This window comes from Collinsella sp. AM40-7AC (assembly GCF_003468125.1).
In the GTDB taxonomy this organism is placed as follows: Bacteria; Actinomycetota; Coriobacteriia; order Coriobacteriales; family Coriobacteriaceae; genus Collinsella; species Collinsella aerofaciens_O.
In genome coordinates, this window is record NZ_QSGK01000001.1 from 28,907 (window position 1) to 49,310 (window position 20,404).

A 20,404-nucleotide genomic window follows, 5' to 3' on the forward strand; every position below is an offset into this window, starting at 1 on the left:
AACAAAAGCGGCGCATACTGATAAACGTTTGACGCTGTTTATCAGTTTTACCAGCTCCATCGGAAGGTGTTTCATGGTCGCATTCGATCGCAATCCGCAAGACTTCAAGTATCTGCGTCTGCTGTCGAGACAATTTCCCACCGAGCAATCCGCGTTTACCGAGATTATCAATCTCTCGGCCATTCTCAACCTGCCCAAAGGCACCGAGCATTTTATGAGCGACGTGCATGGCGAGTACGAAGCCTTTATGCACATCCTCAACAACTGCTCGGGCGTCGTGCGCGAACATGTCGACGAGATTTTTGGCGACACGCTTTCCTTTGACGAAAAGGGCGAGCTGTGCACGCTCATCTACTACCCGCGCGAGAAGATCGACCTGGTCCGCAGCCGGCGCGAAGACTCGCCCACCTGGTACAGGACGATGCTTGACCAGCTCATCATGGTCGCCCGCTCGCTTTCGAGCCGCTATACGCGCTCCAAGGTGCGTAAGGCCATCCCGCGCGATTACGCCTACATCATCGACGAGCTGCTGCACACGCATCCGGACGAGAACAACTATCGCGTGCGCTATCACGAGCGCATCGTGGAGTCCATTCTGGAGACCGCCAGCGCCGACGACTTTATCGAGTCGCTTGCCTCGCTCATCAAGCGCCTGGCCGTCGACCACCTGCACCTGGTGGGCGACATCTTCGACCGCGGCGGCGGCGCGGCCAAGATTATGGACCGCCTGCTCACCTACCATTCGCTCGACATCCAGTGGGGCAACCACGACCTGCTGTGGATGGGCGCCGCTGCCGGCGAGCCCGCCTGCATCGCCACGGTGCTGCGCAACAACCTACGCTACGACAACTACGAGATCCTGGAGAACGACTACGGCATCTCGCTGCGTGAGCTTGTCGCCTTTGCCGATGCCACCTACACCGACGGTGAGCCCATCACCCCGCTGATCAAGGCCATCAACGTGCTGCTCTTTAAGCTCGAGGGCCAGATTATCCAGCGCCACCCCGAGTTCGATATGACCGACCGCCTGTTACTCGACAAAATCGATCACGACACCGGCACGGTCACGCTCGCCGACGGCAGTGTGTGGCCGCTCACGACCAACGACTTCCCCACCGTCGACCCGGCGGACCCCTATACGCTCACGCCCCAGGAGCAGCACATCATCGACAAGCTCGTGTCCGAGTTTGTCACCGCCGATCACCTGCATCGCCATATCGATTTCCTCTTTTCCCATGGCTCGATGTACAAGGTCGCCAACGGCAATCTGCTCTTCCACGGCTGCGTACCGCTCAACGAAGACGGCACCTTTAGCAGCATGAACTGTCTGGGCACCTGGCACGCTGGCCGCGATTATCTCGATTTTTGCGACCACATCGCCCGCCGCGCCTGGCGCGTGGGCGACCGCGACGCCCTCGACTGGATGTGGTACCTGTGGATTGGCTTTAACTCACCCGCCAGCGGACGCCTGGTGCGTACCTTTGAGCGCGCCTATATCGCCGATAAGAGCACCTGGGTCGAGCCGATGGACCCGTACTTTACGCTTACCAAGTCGCCCTCGGTCTGCGATGACATCATGCGCGAGTTTGGCGTCGTGCCCATGGCATGTTCACCGACCGGCCACATCATCAACGGCCACACGCCCGTTAAAACCACCAAGGGTGAGCAGCCCATCCGCGCCGAGGGCAAACTGCTGGTCATCGATGGCGGCTTCTGCCGCGCTTACCATCCCAAGACGGGTATCGCCGGCTATACGCTCATCTCGAGCTCGCGCGGCTGCCGCCTCAAGTCGCACCGGGCCTTTACGACGGTTGCCGAGGCACTCACGCGCAACGTGGACATCGAAAGCGAGACCAACCGTTTTGACCAAGCAGACCGTCGCCGCATGGTGAGCGACACCGATACTGGCGCCAAGATTCGCAGCCAGATCCAGGATCTGCGCCAGCTGCTCGATGCATATAGAAACGGTGCTATCGAGGAGCGCGTCTAGCCCCACCCGCGGGGATTGGCTAAACTTGCTGAGTTTGTCATCCCCACGGCGCCCCGGCGCCACCATAAGGCAGGTACCATGCAAAAGCTCCTTGCGCAGATCATGAAGTTTGGCGTCGTCGGTGTCATTGCCACGGTCATCGACTTTGGCATTATGAATCTGCTCCACTACGGTCTGGGCCTCAACATCCTGATCGCCAATACCAGCGGCTTTATCATCTCACTCATCTTTAACTACCTCGCCAGCATGAAGTACGTGTTTGCACACAAGGAAGGCATGAGCCGCCGCCGCGAGTTCATTATCTTTGTCGTGCTGTCCGTGATCGGCCTGGCACTCAACGACGGTATCGTGTTGACACTCAACGCCGGTCTGGGACTCGAGGCCAATATCGCCAAGATCTGCGCCACCGCGCTTGTCATGGTCTACAACTTTGTGACCCGAAAGATCTTCCTGGAAGGCGACGAGACCAAGTAACTCGCAACCTTACAGCTTTACGATGCCCACGGATGACGCGCGTCGAGCGCTGTGTTGTTCGTGGGCTTTGCTCGTTTACGGGCAAATTTTCAACGTTTGCGGATTAGCTCTTGAAAATTTGGCGAGTTCGTATAGTTCTTGGCAAAGACCTTACGTTTCCCTTGCAAAAGCTCTAAAGTATCCTCTGCTCGATTCATCAACGCATTGGATGTGATTACGTGCGCAAGGCACTGGCACAACCTCATACCAAGCAGTTCCTCAAGTTCGCTGTCGTGGGTCTTATCTCCTTTGGCATCGACTGGGGTATGCTCATTGCGCTTGTCGAGCTGTTTCATCTCGACTTTTTGATGAGCACCACGGTCTCGTTTACCACGTCCGTCGTGGTCAACTACTGGCTCAGCATGAAGTATGTGTTCGACCACCGCGAGGGCATGAGCCGCAAGCGCGAGTTCACGATCTTCACCATCCTGTCGGTGATCGGCCTGGGCCTCAACGACCTATACATGTTTGTGGGCGTCACGTTTTTGAGCATCGGCTACCAGGCCATGAAGGCCATCGCCACGTTCCTCGTCACCTGGTACAACTACTTCAGCCGTCGCTTCTTTCTCGAGGGCGCACGGTCGTAGTCGATTCACTATTTGCTTGAATGTATAACCGGTTGGAATTCCCGTTCCAACCGGTTTTTTTGTTTGCCGAGAGACCCGGCGACCCAGTCCCATTCGCATGAAAAACGGGCGGCCCGGATGTTTGTCCGAACCGCCCGTCTGGCGCACTATGTCGAGGTCCCTAGCCTGTAACGTAATACCAGACCACGTTGTCGCCATTGGAGAGAACGTAGTTACTGCAGGCCGTCATGGGCGTTGTGCCGTTGACGGAGTACATCCAGCCGCTCGTGCCACCGTACTGTTTCTCGGCCAAACCACCAATCGCGGAGACATACGTGCCGTACGACGAGCCATGTGCGTTAACGGAAAGGCCCAGCGCGCACAGGGCATCATAGACGGTAGCGCCTTCGTTAAAGGTAAAGGTGCCACCAGAAGACACAGGATTGCCCACAGCGCTCGATGTGACCGAAACCGTCACTGTTACGTAGCTGGACTCCTGCGAGCCGCTCTGGCCGCCCGAGGAGGCGTTTCCACCATTAGAGGATGAGGCTCCATCAGACGACTGGCCACCGCCAGACGCATTGGAAGTATCACCGGCTCCCGTATTTTGGGCAGCGGATTTATCGCCAGACTTCTTGCCGTCCTGGTCCTCGGACTTCTTGTTATCCGAGTTCTTGTCCGATTCCTTGTTTGAAGACTCGGAATCGTCCTTGGACTTGGACTCATCTTTTGCGTCATTCGATGACTTGGAATCCTTGGAACTGGCCTCGCCCGAAGTCGTAGTCGAGCCAGACACCTTGGTGTCCTTGGTGACGACGCTCTCCCCCGTCACGGTCTGAATGATCCAGTCGATGGACCAGGCACCGCTCTCGGAAGGATGGACGAAACCCAGCGAGACGACGATCAGAATGGTGCACGCGGCAGTCAGGACGCCGAGGAGCGTCTTGCGACGAGGGGCGGACGCCGCCGAAGCGGCGCCCTGTTGCTTTGCTTCGTCGAACTGAATGAACGAGGAATCTGGTTGCTTGGGGTCAGCGTCCTTGGATTTATTGGACACAGCCCTCACCTACCGACGTTTGGTGAACACGAACACGCCGACGATGGCGAGACCGATGACGCCGGCGGCAACGCCAACAATGGCGAGCGGGTTGGTGCCAGTCTCCTGCTCGGAAGCACTAGAGGACTTCTTAGCAGTGGTCGTGGAAGCAGCACCCGTATCGGACTTGGAATCGGACTTGGAATCGGACTTCTTGTCGGACTTGTTGTCCTTCTTGTCAGACTTCTTGTCAGACTTCTTCTCGTCCTTCTTATCGGACTTATCGGTGTCCTTCTTGTCGGACTTGTTGTCCTTGGTCTCGGTCTTGGTCGACACCGTCGTCTTGGTCGTCGGCTTATGACCCGGGGCGATAGCGCCGCCGGCCTGCTGGCCCTTAGAGCCGGAGCCGGAACCCGTGCCAGTGCCAGCGCCAGCGCCGGAACCGTTGCCAGCGCCACCGTTGCCACCATTAGTGCCAGAACCGCCATTGCCGCCAGGGTTAACGGCATTCTTGGTCCACTTGGCATACAGTGTCAGATCGGCCGTCACTGGCGTACTGAAGTCATACGCCTGCGTGCAAGCCTCATCGGTGAACCAACCGCCGAAAGTGTAGCCCTTGCACTGTGGCTGAGTCGAGGGCTCCGTCGCCGCCTTGCCTTCCTTCACGCGTTGAGAATCGGGCATCGCCGCATCCTTACCGTTGGCGTCGAACGTCACGGTATAGCGTTTGACCCTTTGGCCATTACCCTTGACAGCAAACAGCTTGCCCGAGTCATTGACATAGTAGAGTGAACCATCGGATCCGACCGAAATAGAAGCCATGCAGTACTGCTGGTCGCCCGCCACGGGCGTATAAAGCAGTTCGGCCTCGTCATCGCCAATACGGTAACGATAGATGCCGCCCGGGTTGTTGTTGGACGTAAAGTAGACGTACGTCTCGCCATTCTGGACAGAAACGACCGGCTGCGACTTTACATCACCGCCGCCCGAAGCCCCCTGACGAATATAGCTACCGTCCGCCTTGCAAATGGAATAGTCCACGGAAAGCGTCTCGGCATCAATCACTGTAAGCTGACCGTAGTGATACGTGTACTTGTTCTGATAACCGCCCATAAAGGATTCGGTCGATGAGCCTCCGACCACAATCTTGCCGTTGGCCAGCACCGGCGTCGAGGTCGAGCTGCCACCAAACGTCACCTTGCCAAGCTCAGAAAGGGTTCCGTCCGTTCCAACCGAAAGCTTATGCAAAACGCCATCGGCGCTCACGACATAGGCAATCGATCCATCGACCAGCACCGTCGTGCGCACGCGCTCGGCAATCTTGAGCAACGCAACGGTCTTTCCAGTTTCGGGGTCGACCGTGCTCACCGTACCGGAATCATCTGCGATGACGCCATAATTGCCCGAGAACGCCAAGCCGGCCCAGTAATAGCCCTTGCTGTTCTCGTTCTTATGCTGCCACATAACCTTGCCATCGGAGATGCGCACGCAGAGCAGGTAGCCGTCGCTCGAGTCGGACCAGCTGGCCGATGCCGTCCCAAAGTAGGCAAAGCCGTCACGAACCGTAATGGACGCAAGAGACTGCTGAGCACCATCGGGGCCAGCAGGCAACTCATCGGTTACCCAAACCGTCGCCAGAGTATCAACCGTCAGCGCCTGCAGGCGACCGCTCGAAAGCGGCACGAGCATCACGCCGCCAGTGTATACCATACGCGAGGTCGAATCGATCTTTGCCGCCAAAGGCGATTCGGCAACGGTCTCACCCGTGTCGACATCTTTCTTGAGCAGCTTGGAACCAACGGCCACGTAGAGGTAGTCACCGACCAGCAACGGGTCGGAAATACCCTTGCTCCATTCGTTCGAGCCCTTGAGCTCGCTCACCCATTTTGCCTCAGCGTCTTTCGTGGGCACAGGAGCGTCGGTTACTTTGTCGGCGCTCGTATAACCAGGCCAATCGCTATCCCAGTTAGGACGTGCGGCACCCGGGTCAACAACAACACTGTCGACGCCGGGCACAGTATCGCCGGGAGCAAAAGCCCAGACGATTTTGTCGCCAGACTTGAGCACATAATCGCTATCGAGCTGAGACCCAGGAACGCCGTTGACAAAGAACGACCATGCACCCGACAGCTCGATGCCATCAAGCGGAGATACGAGACTATAGACGCCACAATAGCCAAATTCGTCGTACATTTTTGACTTTATGCCAAGGGCATCGAAGTAAGCAGCGGAGGCATCCTTGATCGACGTGCCCTTAACAAACACCTGGATCGACGGGTTCGTCCAACGCTGAGCTATCCCGGTCTTTTTGCCAATAATCTCCATCGTGACGGAAACCTGCTCGGGCGCGGGGTCGCCGTACTTCGAGTAGCACCAGACGACGGAGTCGCCGTCCTTGAGCGTGTAGCCGCCCGCGCCGACCTCGGAGGCGCTGCCGTTGACGAACAGCTGCCAGTGCGCGCCGGTCGCCGAGTCGTAGCCGAGCTTGCGGTCCTTATCGAAGGGCGACGTGATCGTGTTGAGCGCCCAGCCCCAGGTGCCGTTGGGATCATAATCGGTGGTCAGGCCGGCCTGCTTGAAGAGCTGCTCGGAGAGGTCGGCCGCGGTCGAGCCCTCCTTCAGCGTGATCCGCTGCGCGGCGGCCCAGGTCTGCTGGGCGCCCTTGGCGTCGGTGCCGACGACGGAGCACGTGGCAGAGACATCCTGGCTCTCGGCCTTGGCAGGCTGAGTCTTGGCCTCTCCAGCGGCAGAGACAACGGCGGCGTCCTGCTTCGAGGCATCGGACGTCGATGCAACCGGCGCCTCATTGCCTGCAGCGCTATCGTCCTCAGTCTTGTCGGTAGGGCCCGAAGTTGTCGCGGCGGCATCTTGCTCGGCAGTGCCCCCATTCGCCACCACGCCGCTCGCATTGAGGTCGGCAGCGGGGCTTGTCGCGGACTCACCAGAGCCGTTCTCGGCAGGCGTCGCAGCCTGAGCCACAGCCCCGGCAATGCCCTCGGCGCCCTCGGCCCACAGCTGAGCCGGCGTGGTGCCAAAGGCCATCGCGAAGGCCAGGAATGCCACCAGGCCGCGCTTGGCTACGCCGCGCGCAATTGCGCCACGGCGATGCGAGACGCGCTGGCGCTCGTCCACAAACATATCCATTTGTCTCCCATTGTCTGTACTTGGAGCGTTGCCTTGAGGCTGCCCCACGTCATCGCGCATGTTGCGCTCGAGTTCCCCCATCGGGGTCCCCCTTCCCTCCAGAGCCCTATGCACACCGGCGGCATACGCCGCAGCCGCATGCAAGATGGGAGGCGATCCGACTTAACCTTAACGACTCGGGCACGTCGTCCGATCTGCGACGCGAACATCCCGAGCCAAGAGGAATTACGGTTACTGGTACAGCCGGGGACTTGCACCCCAATTCTCCCAAACGCGCAGGTAAACCGCGCATTCGTGCGTCTCCGCACCACCATCTAGGCCATCGATTATTACCGTCAAAATGGTATCACGCAAAAGGGCCTCGCACGCAGGCGAAGCCCAAGGTAAAAGCTATTGTTTGCGATAGGAAAATGCGGTGACGGTCGCGGCCTCTAGTGCTTGCCGCCGTGACTGTTGAGCCAGATATTGCGGCCCAGCATAAGCGCCAGCACCAGTGCGCTGACGTAGCCCATAAAGCCAATGACCGGGATACCAAACACAACCGGCTCGATGCGCGCGTAGTACACCACCGACGAACCGATAAACAGGCCAGCAATCACAATTGCCATCGACATACGGTCGATAATTCCGCCCAGCTGTCGCAGCGCTTTATCGCTGCTCATGATCTGCGTGTTCACCTTAAGCTGGCCGCGCGTGAGCATACGCGAAGCCAAGCCCAGATACTCGGCCGCCTCGAGCGAACCTTTTGCCGCGCGATAGCTGCTCGCGGCAAGATCGCGTCCCATATCACGCACGCGCGCATAGGTGCTTTTTTCGTTTTTGATGTGCGTCTGGATAATCTGGATCATGTTGACATTGGGCATATACTCGGTCAGCAGACCCTCGAGCGTCACCATGCCGCGGGCGAACATCGTCACCACGCTCGGCAGCTCAACGTCGTTTTTGCGCGCCAGGTTTAACAGCGAGGTCAAAAACTCGCCGATATCCAGATCCTTCAGGTCAAGGCCCGCAAAGTCAGCCACGATAAAGTCAAGATCGGACAAAAAGGCCGAATGATCGAGCTCAGCCGAGTCGCCACGCGTCACGGCGAAGCGCATGAGCGAATCCTTGAGCTTGGGCACGTCACCCTCGGCCACGGCGAAAATCATGTCCTTGACGATACCGCGATCGTGACTCGACATGCGTCCGACCATGCCCAAGTCGATAAAGTAAACGATGCCGTCCTTGAGAATAATGTTTCCCGCATGCGGGTCGGCATGGAAAAAGCCGTCGTCGAGCACCTGCGTCGAGTAGTCCTCGACAATCGCGGCACCGATCTTTTCCAAGTCATAGCCCTCGGCCACCAAGCGTTCAGGATCGGCGATCGAAATGCCGTCGACGTAGTCCATAACCACCACGTGCTCGGTGCACAGGTCCAGATAGGATTTAGGGCACGTCACGCCATGAACGCTCTTATGGAACTCGTAGAAGTCGTTGAGGTTTTTGGCCTCGGCCAAAAAGTTGGTCTCCTCGCGAAACGAAGTCCACAACTCCTCGACTACGCCGTGCAGATCAACGAATTGATCGGTGTTGACGAACTTGGAAACGATACGCACCACCGAGCGGATGATATCGATGTCCTGTGCCATAACCTGCTGCGCACCGGGGCGCTGCACCTTGACGGCCACGTCCTCGCCCGTCACCAGACGAGCGCGGTGCACCTGCGCGAGTGATGCGCTACCAAGCGGATTGGGGTCGATCGCATCGAACATCTCCCCCAGGCGCAGGCCGTATTCTTCTTCCAGACAACTGAGTACGACCTCGTACGGCACCGGCTCCACGTCGGACCGCAGACGACGCAGCTCGTCGCAAAAGCGTTGCGGCAGAATCTCGGACCGGTTAGCCAGAATCTGCCCCATCTTGACGAACATGGGGCCGAGCTCTTCGAGCAGGCGGCGCAGGCGCACCGGCGTGAGGTTATCCCACACACGATACTTTTTGACCAGGCGAACGATCTGACCGATGCGTTCGCGGCGACCTGCCGGTGTGAGCTGGTATTCCTCGTCCGGCGCCATCGCGTCGGGCTCCTCGGGGACCATATCGACAGCGCGCGGCTTCTTGCGAGCGCCCGAGACGGCGGCGTCGACCTCATCGACAACCGCCGCCTCGTCACCCAAGGGATCTAGATTGTTGTAATCGGTGGTGGAATCTGCCATCTGCGCTGCTACTCGGCCTCTTCGGTATCCTTCGCATCGTCGGGCTCAACGGACTCGACGGGCACCGAGGTCACGTTGTCCTCGACCGAATCGACGATGTCGCGCACATGGGCCAGGAAGGCCGTGCGCTCGGGGGCGGTCATGACGCGGACGCGGGCAAGGATGAGCTCGTCAAGCACGCGCTGGGCCGCGGTCTCGCCCTGCATGCCCAAGCGCTCGGTCAGATCGGAGATGGTACCGCCGGCCTGTTCGAACATGTCGGACACACTGCGGGCGATACCGGGGGCGCCTGCGTCCTTGCGCACCTGCTCGCCCTTGGTGTTAAGGTCGTCGAGAACCTTCTTGCTGCCCTCGACGGCAACGGCGGCGGCGCCGAAGCCCACGTTGATGGCGCCGTTAACAAGCTGATCGAGTTTCATAACCATGGTTGTCTCCAATCACAAACAACTGCATTGGCGTTCTTGTACCCAAGATTGAGTGAAAGCGACAAAGCGTTTAAGCGCTATTCGATCGACGGGAAATCCCTATCTCACGTTGTCGTTCATCGCGAAAGAGTTCTTCATGGCGCAGCTCGTGGTGTAGAGCACCTTGCCCAACAGGGCATCGGTCTCCACGCGCACGAGCTCGGCAAACTCCTCGTTGGCGCGTGCAAGCTCGGCAGGCACCTCGGCCTCGGGCAGAACGGCTACGGCAGCGTCGACGTCATGAATCTGCTTGTGGCCCATGCCGCCGACCTTCTCCTGATAATCCTCGACTGCGCGGCCGCACTCATGGAAGCGGACGTCGGCCAGCGCGCCGATCAGGCGGTTGGCCCAGTAGAAGTTTTCGGACGTCACGCGAGCCTGCGTGTCGGCAAAGTACTCGGGCATGGTCTCGACGTTGGCGTACAGCGGAACCAGCGCGTTAAACGAGTTGGAGCCAAAGGCCATCCACTGCACGGCGCGGTAGGCCGGATGCGCATAGGGGCGCAGCTGCAGCACAGCGAGCTGGCTGTTGCGGTTGATGCCGATGGGGCGATAGGCGCCACGCGTGGCGGGCGTGCCCTTGCTGCCGTAGCAGTCGTACTCCGTGCCCTGGTAGTGGCTCGAGAGTACGTACTTGATGTCCTCGATGGTCACCTTGCGCTCGGGCACGCGGCTCCAGGGAATATCGTCGCTCTCGGGCGTGTAGTCGGCCTCGGGACCGTCCCACACATCGCTGGGGTTAAGGCAGCGCTGCATATACCAGGCGCGCGGCGTGTTGTAGACGTGGTCGCTGTCGCTGTGCGAGCCAAAGGCCTCGCGCGGGTTGAAGACCGCGGCCGGACCGTCGCCCTCGACGCCCAGCGTCAGGTCCAGATGCCACTCGGCCATCCAAGCGCGCAGGTCGGCGGAGCACATGTGATCGGCCTGGGCGCCCTCGGCGTCATCCAGGTCAAAGCTGTCGATACCCAGCTGGTTGGGCATGGTCACATAGGCGTCGTCAGGCACGCGCTTGGCGATCCAGTGGTGACCGCCGATGGTCTCGAGCCACCAGATCTCGTCCACGTCGCTAAAGGCGATGCCGTTGTTCTCGTAGGTGCCATAACGCTCGAGCAGGTCACCCAGAATGCGTACGCCGTCGCGGGCGGATTTGGCATATGGCAGCACCAGGGTCACCATGTCCTCCTCGCCCAGACCGCCGGGCTGCGCCGGAACATAGCCGTCCTCGTCCTCGTTGCCCTTGGCGGGCACGTAGTCGACGAGCGGGTCGGCGCCGCGAACGCGCTCGTTGGTGGTGAGCGTCTCGGTTGCGGACATGCCCACATTGAGCTCGTTGAAACCGGCCTCGGCCCAGATGCCGTGGCCCGGGACAACATCGGGGACGCTCGTGTAGCGCATGGGGTTATCGGGCAGTTCAACGGTCAGGTGACTCAGGACGCTCGTATAGACGCGCGGCTGCTCGTCGGGATGCACCACACGCATACGCTTGGGCTCAAACACCCCGTTGGACGAATCCTCGTTGCGGGCGACCAACGTCGACCCGTCGTAGCTCGCGTTCTTACCAACCAAAATCGTTGTGCACGGCATGCGCATCCTCCTTGAGCGAAGAAATCAAACGATAACAGTGTATCGCTTCGGCGCAGAAAGGGCGAAACCACGGCGCTGGCAACCCCTGTGGTCAAAAAATGCCAAATATGAGTACTGTCACCAATTTAGTAACAGCAATTTTGCTACGTATGGGTGTCGAAAGTCTACATTTGTTCAAAAATTAGATGATGTAATTCCTCATAGGTCCAATAAAATAAGCTCTCTATCGATAATAAATATCGTTAGAGAGCCTATTTGACCTAAAATATATGTGACTATCTTGGCAACAGTACTCATATTTGGCATTTTTTGTCCACGGGGTATAGAACTAACCCCTCAAACAGCCCAAAACGCCTATTTCGATGCGCGCTCGGCCGCTTCGATCACGTGTTTGGCGAGGATCGCCGTCGTCACAGCGCCCACGCCGCCCGGCACGGGCGTGATGGCGTTAACGACCGGCTCCGCAGCATCAGAATCGACGTCACCCACCAGCTTGCCAGCGGCCTCGTCCCAATTAATGCCAACATCGATGATCGTCTGGCCCTCGCGAACCGCATCCACGCCAATCGTACGCGCGCGTCCAACGGCGGCAACCACAATGTCGGCAGCACGGCACTCGGCAGCAAGGTCGCGCGTATGCGTATGGCACGTCGTCACGGTCGCATTGCGCGCCGTAAGCATGGCGGCAACAGGACGCCCGATCACCAGCGAGCGCCCGACCACAGCAACCTTAGCTCCATCCAGCTCAACGCCGTAATGATCCAGCAAAGCAAGCACGGCTTCGGCTGTGCAGGGGGCAAAACCCTCGCCGCGCCCCGAAAGCGTGGTGAGCAGCGAAACCGGCGTCATGGAGTCAACGTCCTTGGCAGGATCGAGTGCCGCGGCAACCGCATCCTCGTCAAGGCCGGCGAGCAGCGGGCGGAACATCAGGCAGCCATGAACAGACGAATCGGTATTGATGTCCTCGATGGCCGCCAACAGCTCGTCCTGCGAAACATCGGCGGGAAGCAAAACGCGGCGAGCCTCAATGCCAACCTTTTCGCAGCGCTTGAGCGCACCGCGCTCGTAGGATAGGTCGTCCTCGCGTTCACCCACGCGCACGATAGCCAGCGTCGGCACAACGCCGCGCTCGCGCAAAGCCACGCAGCGAGCAGCAAGTTCCTCAGTCAAAGCGCGAGCAACGGGGGCACCCTTCAGCAGTTCAGCCATGGCTATCCCCTCTTCCTTGCGGCGTCGGCGGCGCGGCGCGCCAGCGCATCGGCGCGCGGCAACCACATGTCGAGCAACTCATCACACGCCGTCTCGAGCTCCTCAGCACGAGCGCGATCCTTCATAGACGTGGTGTTCGCAAAGAGCGTCAAGCTCGCGCCCTGCATAGCGGAACGGCAGAACACGGCGCCGCACGCCACATCGGACAGCAGCTGACGCGAACCCTTGTCGGCCATGTCCTCGAGCAGCGCCAGCGCGCGCCCGCAGGCATCCATAATGCGATACGGCGGCATAGCGGCCACATGCAGCGCATCCTGAATCGCGGTCGCTCGAGCCGGATCGTCACGCGGAATACCGTATGCCGCGGACACCTGCCCATAGGCACGAACGTCCTCGGCAACCAACTCGACAAGCTCCTGGGCCAGCTCATCAGCATGGGCAAACGCACGCGTCAGGTCATCCGCACGATCAGCAAGCGCGGGATTGGTCGCACCGTAGCGGGCAACCATTCCGCACAGCGAGGCGCCCAGCGCGCCCACAAAGGCGCTCGCGCTGCCACCGCCGGGAACCGGCTCGCGCGCGGCCAGCGCCTCGGCAAACCCGCGGCAGGTCTTGTCCATCATCTCTTGGCTCATGCACATGCACCTTCAAGTCATATACATCGGTCGGGTGGCAACCGCCGACCGACCGCATCGATCACGTAATGGTGCTAAGTCTAGCCCATAAGCACATGAGCGTCAGCGCACCTGGCCATCGCGGATTTCTATGGCACACGATAGGCGGCAGCGACACAAACATGGGACACATGGCCCACCTTTCGAGACTCCCGGGCAGCACAAGCTGGGGCATACATATAGGTAAGGAGCCCTATGTTGGGGCAAGCTCATCACGGCACCGGACGACGAATGGAAGAATAACCGCACAGTAAACAAAGACATCATGCGCATGCGTAACCGCCGCCCCAGCGATCCGCGGCACACGATGTCCCTGGCAGACAAGGAGGACGCCACCATGAAGAAAAAGACCCTATCGATCCTTTCCCTTTGCATCGCCCTCTTTGCCGCGTTTGCCCTTGTCGGCTGCGGCGGGAGCGCATCGGGCGGCGGTAGCGCCCCCAAGAGCGAGAGCAAGGAAAAGGCCCCCGTCGCCAAGAAGACCGACTTTATCTGGTTTAAGGTCGAGATGCCCGAGAACGTTGGCGTGAGCGACTCCGCCGGCAAGAATGCCGACAGGGTCCAGCTCACCTTCCCCGAGAACGAGAATGCCTCGCCCGATCGCTTTATCCCCGTTTGGAAAAAAGCGCTGACGGCCGAGGAGTCCCACGCCGACCAGGCAGAAAAGAAGGGGGATACGTTCCAGTGGAAGGATGGCGGGTCCGTCGAGTATAACGGCAGGACGTGGCTCGTCGGAACATACGAGGACAACAGCGGCATCTCAACCATGCTTTTTACCGACGTTGAGCCGGGAAGCGTCTGCGTCCTCATCTCGAACTTCGACCAGCACAAGAAAGAAGCCGAGACGCTCCTCAACTCCATCGAGTTCCCCGATGACATGGCAGAGGCAGTTTCCGAGGCGCGCGAAGTCGAGATTTCGAGCATCGAGCTCAAGTAACGGGACACCCGCACGCGCCTACGCGCACCTGCGCACATGCGCCCCATTAAAGCAACGGGCACCCAACCCCGGGGAGGGCCGACAGGCATCGGCCCTCCCCTCTTTTGGACCCGCGCATATTGCCACTTGTCGGCGCAAATCCGGCCCTCAGAATGGGACACATGGCCCACCCTAGCGAGCCGTCCACGCGTACAGTAAAGGCAGGTAATCCATGGGCGGTTACAGATCGAGGAGGACACGACCATGAAAAAGAAGGCCTTTGCGATTCTCACACTCTGCATCAGTCTCCTTGCCGCGGTTGCCCTGGTGGGTTGCGGCGGAAGCGGCGGCGCTACCGGCAGTGGCGGTGGCGGCGGCGCAGAAAAGCCAGCCGTGGATATGAGGACCGACTTCATTTGGTTTAAGGTCGAGGTGCCCGAGGGCGTCGAGATCACCGACGTTGCCGGCGACACCGCCGACAGGGCCCAGTTTAAGTTCACCGAGAGCGAGCACGCCAGCGATCGCTTCATCCCTGTCTTCGACTCTGACAAGAACGCTGACGAGCTGTTCGACTACGAGACCAAATGGAAGGCCAACTTTGAGTGGACCGAGAATGATCCCGTCAAGTACAACGGCAAGACCTGGCGCAGCGCCTACTTTACGCACTCGGGCGGCGTGACGACCGAGTACTTCACCGACGTTGACGGCGGCAGCGTGTACGTGCGTATCGACAACGTCGAAGAGCACAAGGACGCCGTCGAGACCATGATGAAGTCTCTGGAGTTTGCCGACGACATCGCCGAAGCCAAGACCGAAGCCATGGACGTCAAGCTCGACGATATCGAGATCAAGCGCTAAACGACTGGCGAGCGCAGCGGGAAACACGGGCACAGTGCAAACAAGCGACGATACCCGAGCGCTTCGCACCAAGGGAGGATCGGCTCGCCGGCCCTCCCTTTCTTATGCCGATAGCCGGCGAACGCGAGGGTGCCGGACGCCGGAACCGCCCCAAATGTGGCAACAGTACGAAAACGACAAACACCTCAACACGTCCGCCCACCGATTTATTGCGCCGCGCAGACAATTAAACCAGCATCTTTAAACATCTGGGCAGTATAGTGACCAAAACTATCGCATAACCGCACGCTGCGAATGGAGGAGTTATGACCGAACACCATGCCATCAGCCGCCGAGCATTTACGCTGGGCTTAGGTCTTGCGGCGCTGTCGCCGCTTGCAAGCCTGCCAGAAACCGCGGCACCGGGCATTCCCCTGCGAGCGGCATTTGCAGACGACACGCCCAAACCGGCGGAGCACCTCGGCAATTTCGTCATTCGCCTTCGCCCCGCGGGCTATTTTCGCACCGCGAGCGTCAACCAAGACGGCAACGTTCGCGGCAACGTCTGCCACTTGTTTAACGACGGCACGTCCAGCAAGCTCATCCTTGAGAACGTAACGACCAAGAATGACAATACAAACTGGTATGCCATCCGCACCTTGCTCAATTTCGAAGAGCATAAAAAGACGGGCTACAGCATTTGGTCGGTCGATGGCGACTCGGACAAAGATGGAAAGGTCATCCACGTATGGGGCGGCGAGTATGACAACAAGCCCAGCCGCGCTTTTGCGTTCGAGCGTCAATCAAACGGAACCTATATCATCCGAGACCGCACGGTCGAGAAAGAAACCGAGAAAAAAGACATTAAGTACCTGGCAATAGAATCGAACGGCAAAGACCAGGACAACAATAAGATCTGCCATAAGAGTAAGAGCATTCCGTGGGAGCTCGAACTTATCGGTTACGACATGAAAAAGAACGATGCCACGGTTAGCAGCCTCGACTGGATCACGTACAGCAGCTACGTCGATGGACCATGTTGGATGAAATACGTCAACGACAACAAGTTCCTCGACGAGCTGAGCATCCCGGGCACGCACGATTCGGGCACCTGCAGCGTGGACAACGACACTGAGCCCCAATCCTCGCAAGTAAAATGCCAGCAGGATTACATTCCCACGCAGTTGCTCGAGGGAATCCGCTATTTTGATATCCGACTCGGAAAGGGCGACGACCCCGGCATCGACCACGGGATTTTCTACCTACTCAAAAAAGACGGGAACTATCTGCATCTCTCCGATGTCATCGGGTACTTCAAAACGTTTTTGAACGAAAACCCGTCAGAAGCGCTCATCATGCTCGCATCGCGCGGCAACGATGAGGCTACCGACGAAAGCATAACAACGGCCTTCGCCAAGGTTATGGACGATAATCCCGATCTGTTCTACACGTCGAGCCATGTCCCCACGCTGGGCGAGGTTCGCGGAAAGATCGTTCTGCTGCGTCGATTTAGGCTCGCCGGCAACAGTGTAAGCGGCCATACGTGGGGCCTCAACCTTACCGAATGGGATGACAAGATCAAGGCTCACTCCGACAGCACCACTATGTGTCTCGTCCAAGACGCGCGGGGCTTTGAAGCCGCGGGGGGAACAGGCGACAAAGAGCCCTATTGCACCAAGGTATACGCCCAGGACAAGTACAAACTCACGGGAACCGACAAGCTCAGCTGGGTCGATAATGCGCTGAAGGAAACGACCGGGCGCACGCGCAACGAGGTAGATGTCGAGGACGATAACGGGGCCAAGGAGCAAGTCCTGGAGCGCTGCTGGTCTATCAACTACACCAGCTGCACGGGCTTGTCGCACGGAGGCAATCCTTTTACCTCGGCACGAGTAGTCAACGAGCATCTGTATAAGAGCCCGTACATCAACCCCAGCGGCACCGAGGATACAAAGTCAGATTACCTCAAGCACATTGGCATCATCGCATCCGACTTTGTTGATGCGGCGCTGGCCCGGAGCATCTACCAGCGCAATTACGATACGGAGCACAAGCAGACGGCTTCGTACTATCTCCCGTACTATCTCCCGACCCGCATGCGCATGACGTACGGCGACTCGCTGAGCGATGCCTCATTCCAGGATGGCAAGACCGTTGGCGAGGGTCATTTCCGCCTTGCCGACAGCAGCAACGCGCTCAACGCGACAGCTTCGGGCCATGCGTTTGCCATTGAATACGTGGATGTCGACGCCCTGGGCAACGAGACCGTTACGGGGCTGCAGGGCTCTGTGCCCATCGATATCGATCCACGCGCGCTGACGCCCCATTTTGAGGGACTCGAAGGCCTTAAGGCCGGCGAAGACGTGCGCGCCAAAATTGCGGCATCACTCGAGGGCAAGCTCGAAACCGATGCCTGCACGGCCCAGCTCGAGTTTGTGCACGACGCGAACGGCGCTCCGGGCACGGCAATGGCCGAGGGCGAAACATTTGCCGCAGGAACGTACTGGGTGCGCGTGAACGGTCTCTTGGGCGACGCGGCGCAGAACTACACGCTCGCCAGCGACGGAGCCGCAAGCTTTACCGTAGCGGCCTCGGGCAGTGCAGGCGGCACCGGCAGCGACACGGGTTCCAACGCAGGCGGCGCCGACAAGAACGGCAAGAGCAACAAGAGAGGCCAGGGCAAGAGCTCGGGCGGAAAGCTCGCCAACACGGGCGACGGCTCTGGCGTTGCCGCCGGGCTCGCTGCCGCCGCCGTGGCGACAACGGTCGCAGGTGCAGCAATGCTTGCCAGTGACCGCGACAATACCGAGGACGTTAACGAATAGGCAAGCCAGTCTTTTGGGCGCATTAACTCAATCGGGGCGCAGAATACCGTTCTGCGCCCCGATTTTTACCTTGGCCCGAACGCCGCTATCGGCTACATCACCATGTTCAGAGCTTTCACAAATTCCTGGGCCTTCGCACGGCTACTCAGGCTAAAGACGCAAGCGGTCAACAGCCTGTTACGCAGGGAAACGTCGCGACCCTTGATCCTGTTGACCCCCGTGATGTCCTTAAGGTAGACAATCTCGGTGTGCCTGTCGCCAAAAGTGCCCTTCTTGAGCACCTCGATACGATTGGGGTAGATCTTAACGTCTTTAAACCTACCCGAACCTTTGTCCTGGAATAGCAGCGTGTTGTTGTCCATACGCGTCACTCCCGCGGGGTTCGCTAAAACTGTCTCTATTGCCACATTTTAGTCACCGCAAGGCTCCCATGCGAAGGTGCCAGACAGCACAGCAATTCGTGTCCGCGCGAGGCTTTAAACTAGATGCGATAAAGATGCATTCCACAAGAGGAAAGTGGGGCGACAGTGATGGGCGAACTGGTAAACCGTGGAGAATCGGCAATCGTGCCCGAAGGTTTTTACAAGCAGGGTTCCTCGATTCTCAACGCCGCTCGCGACAAGGCCTATACCGCCGTTAACTTTGCGATGGTTGAGGCGTATTGGGAGATCGGCAAGAGCATAGTTGATGAGCAGGGCGGAGAGGAGCGCGCCAAGTATGGAGAGGCGCTGCTCAAGGCCCTCGCAATCAGACTTACCAAGGATTTTGGTAAAGGTTTTGGAGCAAGAGAGCTGCGCAAAATGCGTCAGTTCTATCTTGCATTTCCAATTCGGGACTCACTGCGTCCCGAATTGAGCTGGACACATTACCGCAGGTTAATACGCATTCCTGACCCCGAAGCTCGCACCTGGTACATGAACGAATGCGCCGACTCTCGCTGGAGCACGCGCCAGCTCGAACGCCAGATCAACACCATGTTCCGCGAGCGCCTACTTGCCAGCAAAGACAAGGAGGCTGTCACCCAAGAAATCCAAAAGAGCGCCCCAGCTCGTCGCCCCGAGGATATCATCCGCGATCCATATGTACTGGAGTTTTTAGGTTTCTCGGACGATACTGCGTTTCGCGAGAGCGATCTAGAGCAGGCGCTCATCACACATCTTCAGAAGTTCCTGCTGGAGCTTGGCCGTGGCTTCGCTTTCGAGGCGCGCCAAAAGCGCATCACCTTTGATGGGCGCCATTTCTATATTGACCTTGTTTTTTACAACTATCTGATGCGCTGCTTCGTGCTCATCGACCTTAAGACCGATGACCTTACGCATCAGGACCTGGGCCAGATGCAAATGTATGTGAACTACTACACGCGTGAGCTCATGAACGAAGGCGACAATCCGCCCATAGGCATCGTGCTCTGCGCGGACAAAAGCGATTCGATCGTCGAGTACACGCTGCCCGAAGACAACGACCAAGTGTTTGCCGCCAAATACCTGCCGTATCTTCCAAGCAAGGAAGAGCTGGCGCGCGAGCTGAGTGCCGAGTACCGCGCCATCAACGAAGCGACCAATGGCGAAACGCAAGGGTAGCAGCACGTTGCGACCGAAACGCCCGACGGCGCTCCACATCACCCGGGAAAAGAGGAGCTTTCCATGACACACAGACCGAAAACAACACTGCGCGACTGCATCTATGGGCTTGCCGTCGGTGACGCGCTGGGCGTTCCCTACGAGTTCAGACCTCGTGGCACGTTCGAATGCACCGACATGATCGGCTACGGCACGCACGAGCAGCCCGCCGGCACCTGGAGCGACGACACATCTATGACGCTCGCCACCTGCGACTCCATCAGAGAGCTCGGCCGCATTGACACCGAGGACATGCGCGACAAGTTCGTAGGCTGGATTGCCCGTAGCGAGTATACGATCGACGGCGTTTTCGATTACGGCGGTACGACCGCCCGCGCCCTGCACACCGGCAAAGGAGGCTCCGGCGAGCGCGACAACGGCAACGGATCGCTCATGCGCATCGCTCCCCTGGCGTTCACCGATGCGACAGACGAAGAGGTCAGCAAGGTCTCCGCGATTACGCACGCCCACAGAACGTCGACCGGTGCATGCGTCATATTTGTCGAGCTGATGAGAGATGTGATGAACGACGTGCTCCCCTCGTGGGCACTCCATCTGAAAGGCGTGCCTGAGCAGGAGATCAGGTCAGGTGGCTTCGTGCGCGACACGCTTAAGGCAGCCACCTGGTGTTTCGTCAACACTAACAGCTACAAAGATTGCGTGCTTGCCGCCGTCAACCTGGGCGACGACACCGACACCACCGCAGCCGTCGCCGGCGCCCTCGCAGGCACGGCATACGGTCTCAAAGCCATCCCGCAGGAGTGGGTCGACACCCTACGCGGAAAAGAGCTGATTGAGCAGTGTTTGTTTTAGGGCGCACTTACGATAGAAA

General features: G+C 58.9%; 16 protein-coding genes. 8 read left to right on the forward strand and 8 right to left on the reverse strand.

The genetic code is table 11. The features are described 5' to 3' along the window. Window positions 1-73: 73 nt before the first annotated feature. The 3 genes from DW892_RS00125 to DW892_RS00135 all read left to right on the forward strand — a co-directional run bounded on the left by DW892_RS00125 (window position 74) and on the right by DW892_RS00135 (window position 3,090). Window positions 74-1,990 carry a fructose-1,6-bisphosphatase gene (locus tag DW892_RS00125; RefSeq protein WP_117639738.1) on the forward strand — a complete coding sequence of 639 codons (1,917 nt, stop codon included), beginning with the start codon at window positions 74-76 and terminating at the stop codon, window positions 1,988-1,990. Between the two features lie 78 nt (window positions 1,991-2,068). After that, entirely contained in the window at window positions 2,069-2,464 is a 396-nt protein-coding gene (locus DW892_RS00130) for a GtrA family protein (RefSeq protein WP_006235398.1), read from the forward strand. Window positions 2,465-2,682: 218 nt separating this feature from the next. Continuing rightward, window positions 2,683-3,090, forward strand: coding sequence for a GtrA family protein (locus DW892_RS00135; RefSeq protein WP_055250894.1), 408 nt, complete (start codon window positions 2,683-2,685; stop codon window positions 3,088-3,090). A gap of 160 nt (window positions 3,091-3,250) precedes the next feature. Here DW892_RS00135 and DW892_RS00140 read toward each other — a convergent pair whose 3' ends face one another. The 7 genes from DW892_RS00140 to DW892_RS00170 form a co-directional block, all read right to left on the reverse strand. Continuing rightward, on the reverse strand, window positions 3,251-4,126 hold the full coding sequence (locus DW892_RS00140) for a DUF4430 domain-containing protein (protein ID WP_233504111.1): 876 nt from the start codon (window positions 4,124-4,126) through the stop codon (window positions 3,251-3,253). A 9-nt stretch (window positions 4,127-4,135) separates the two neighbouring features. Then, window positions 4,136-7,249 carry an InlB B-repeat-containing protein gene (locus DW892_RS00145; RefSeq protein ID WP_158566979.1) on the reverse strand — a complete coding sequence of 1,038 codons (3,114 nt, stop codon included), beginning with the start codon at window positions 7,247-7,249 and terminating at the stop codon, window positions 4,136-4,138. 431 nt (window positions 7,250-7,680) lie between these two features. Further along, the gene (locus DW892_RS00150; protein ID WP_117639742.1) at window positions 7,681-9,444 is read right to left on the reverse strand and encodes an AarF/ABC1/UbiB kinase family protein; all 1,764 of its coding nucleotides are present in this window, start codon (window positions 9,442-9,444) and stop codon (window positions 7,681-7,683) included. An 8-nt stretch (window positions 9,445-9,452) separates the two neighbouring features. After that, window positions 9,453-9,869, reverse strand: coding sequence for a hypothetical protein (locus DW892_RS00155; RefSeq protein ID WP_117639744.1), 417 nt, complete (start codon window positions 9,867-9,869; stop codon window positions 9,453-9,455). A gap of 99 nt (window positions 9,870-9,968) precedes the next feature. After that, window positions 9,969-11,492 (reverse strand): C69 family dipeptidase, encoded by a 1,524-nt coding sequence (locus DW892_RS00160; protein WP_117564483.1) that lies wholly within the window; start codon window positions 11,490-11,492, stop codon window positions 9,969-9,971. Window positions 11,493-11,846: 354 nt separating this feature from the next. After that, window positions 11,847-12,701, reverse strand: a complete 855-nt coding sequence (locus DW892_RS00165) for a bifunctional 5,10-methylenetetrahydrofolate dehydrogenase/5,10-methenyltetrahydrofolate cyclohydrolase (RefSeq protein WP_117639746.1) — start codon at window positions 12,699-12,701, stop codon at window positions 11,847-11,849. Between the two features lie 2 nt (window positions 12,702-12,703). Next, a complete protein-coding gene (locus DW892_RS00170; RefSeq protein ID WP_158549281.1) occupies window positions 12,704-13,336 on the reverse strand; it encodes a cyclodeaminase/cyclohydrolase family protein in 633 nt (210 codons plus the stop codon). Window positions 13,337-13,712: 376 nt separating this feature from the next. Between DW892_RS00170 and DW892_RS00175 the strand changes: the two genes are divergently transcribed. The 3 genes from DW892_RS00175 to DW892_RS00185 all read left to right on the forward strand — a co-directional run bounded on the left by DW892_RS00175 (window position 13,713) and on the right by DW892_RS00185 (window position 17,953). Next, a complete protein-coding gene (locus DW892_RS00175; RefSeq protein WP_147325168.1) occupies window positions 13,713-14,312 on the forward strand; it encodes a hypothetical protein in 600 nt (199 codons plus the stop codon). 243 nt (window positions 14,313-14,555) lie between these two features. After that, window positions 14,556-15,149 carry a hypothetical protein gene (locus DW892_RS00180; RefSeq protein ID WP_117764907.1) on the forward strand — a complete coding sequence of 198 codons (594 nt, stop codon included), beginning with the start codon at window positions 14,556-14,558 and terminating at the stop codon, window positions 15,147-15,149. Window positions 15,150-15,454: 305 nt separating this feature from the next. Next, window positions 15,455-17,953 (forward strand): phosphatidylinositol-specific phospholipase C, encoded by a 2,499-nt coding sequence (locus tag DW892_RS00185; protein WP_117639755.1) that lies wholly within the window; start codon window positions 15,455-15,457, stop codon window positions 17,951-17,953. Window positions 17,954-18,045: 92 nt separating this feature from the next. Here the strand turns inward: DW892_RS00185 and DW892_RS00190 are convergent, their stop codons facing one another. Next, window positions 18,046-18,315 carry a hypothetical protein gene (locus DW892_RS00190; protein WP_117639757.1) on the reverse strand — a complete coding sequence of 90 codons (270 nt, stop codon included), beginning with the start codon at window positions 18,313-18,315 and terminating at the stop codon, window positions 18,046-18,048. Between the two features lie 168 nt (window positions 18,316-18,483). Between DW892_RS00190 and DW892_RS00195 the strand changes: the two genes are divergently transcribed. Together DW892_RS00195 and DW892_RS00200 are read left to right on the forward strand one after the other, a co-directional pair. Continuing rightward, a complete protein-coding gene (locus DW892_RS00195; protein ID WP_117639759.1) occupies window positions 18,484-19,533 on the forward strand; it encodes a YhcG family protein in 1,050 nt (349 codons plus the stop codon). A gap of 63 nt (window positions 19,534-19,596) precedes the next feature. Beyond that, a complete protein-coding gene (locus tag DW892_RS00200) occupies window positions 19,597-20,385 on the forward strand; it encodes an ADP-ribosylglycohydrolase family protein (protein WP_117639761.1) in 789 nt (262 codons plus the stop codon). The last annotated feature ends 19 nt before the right edge of the window (window positions 20,386-20,404 follow it).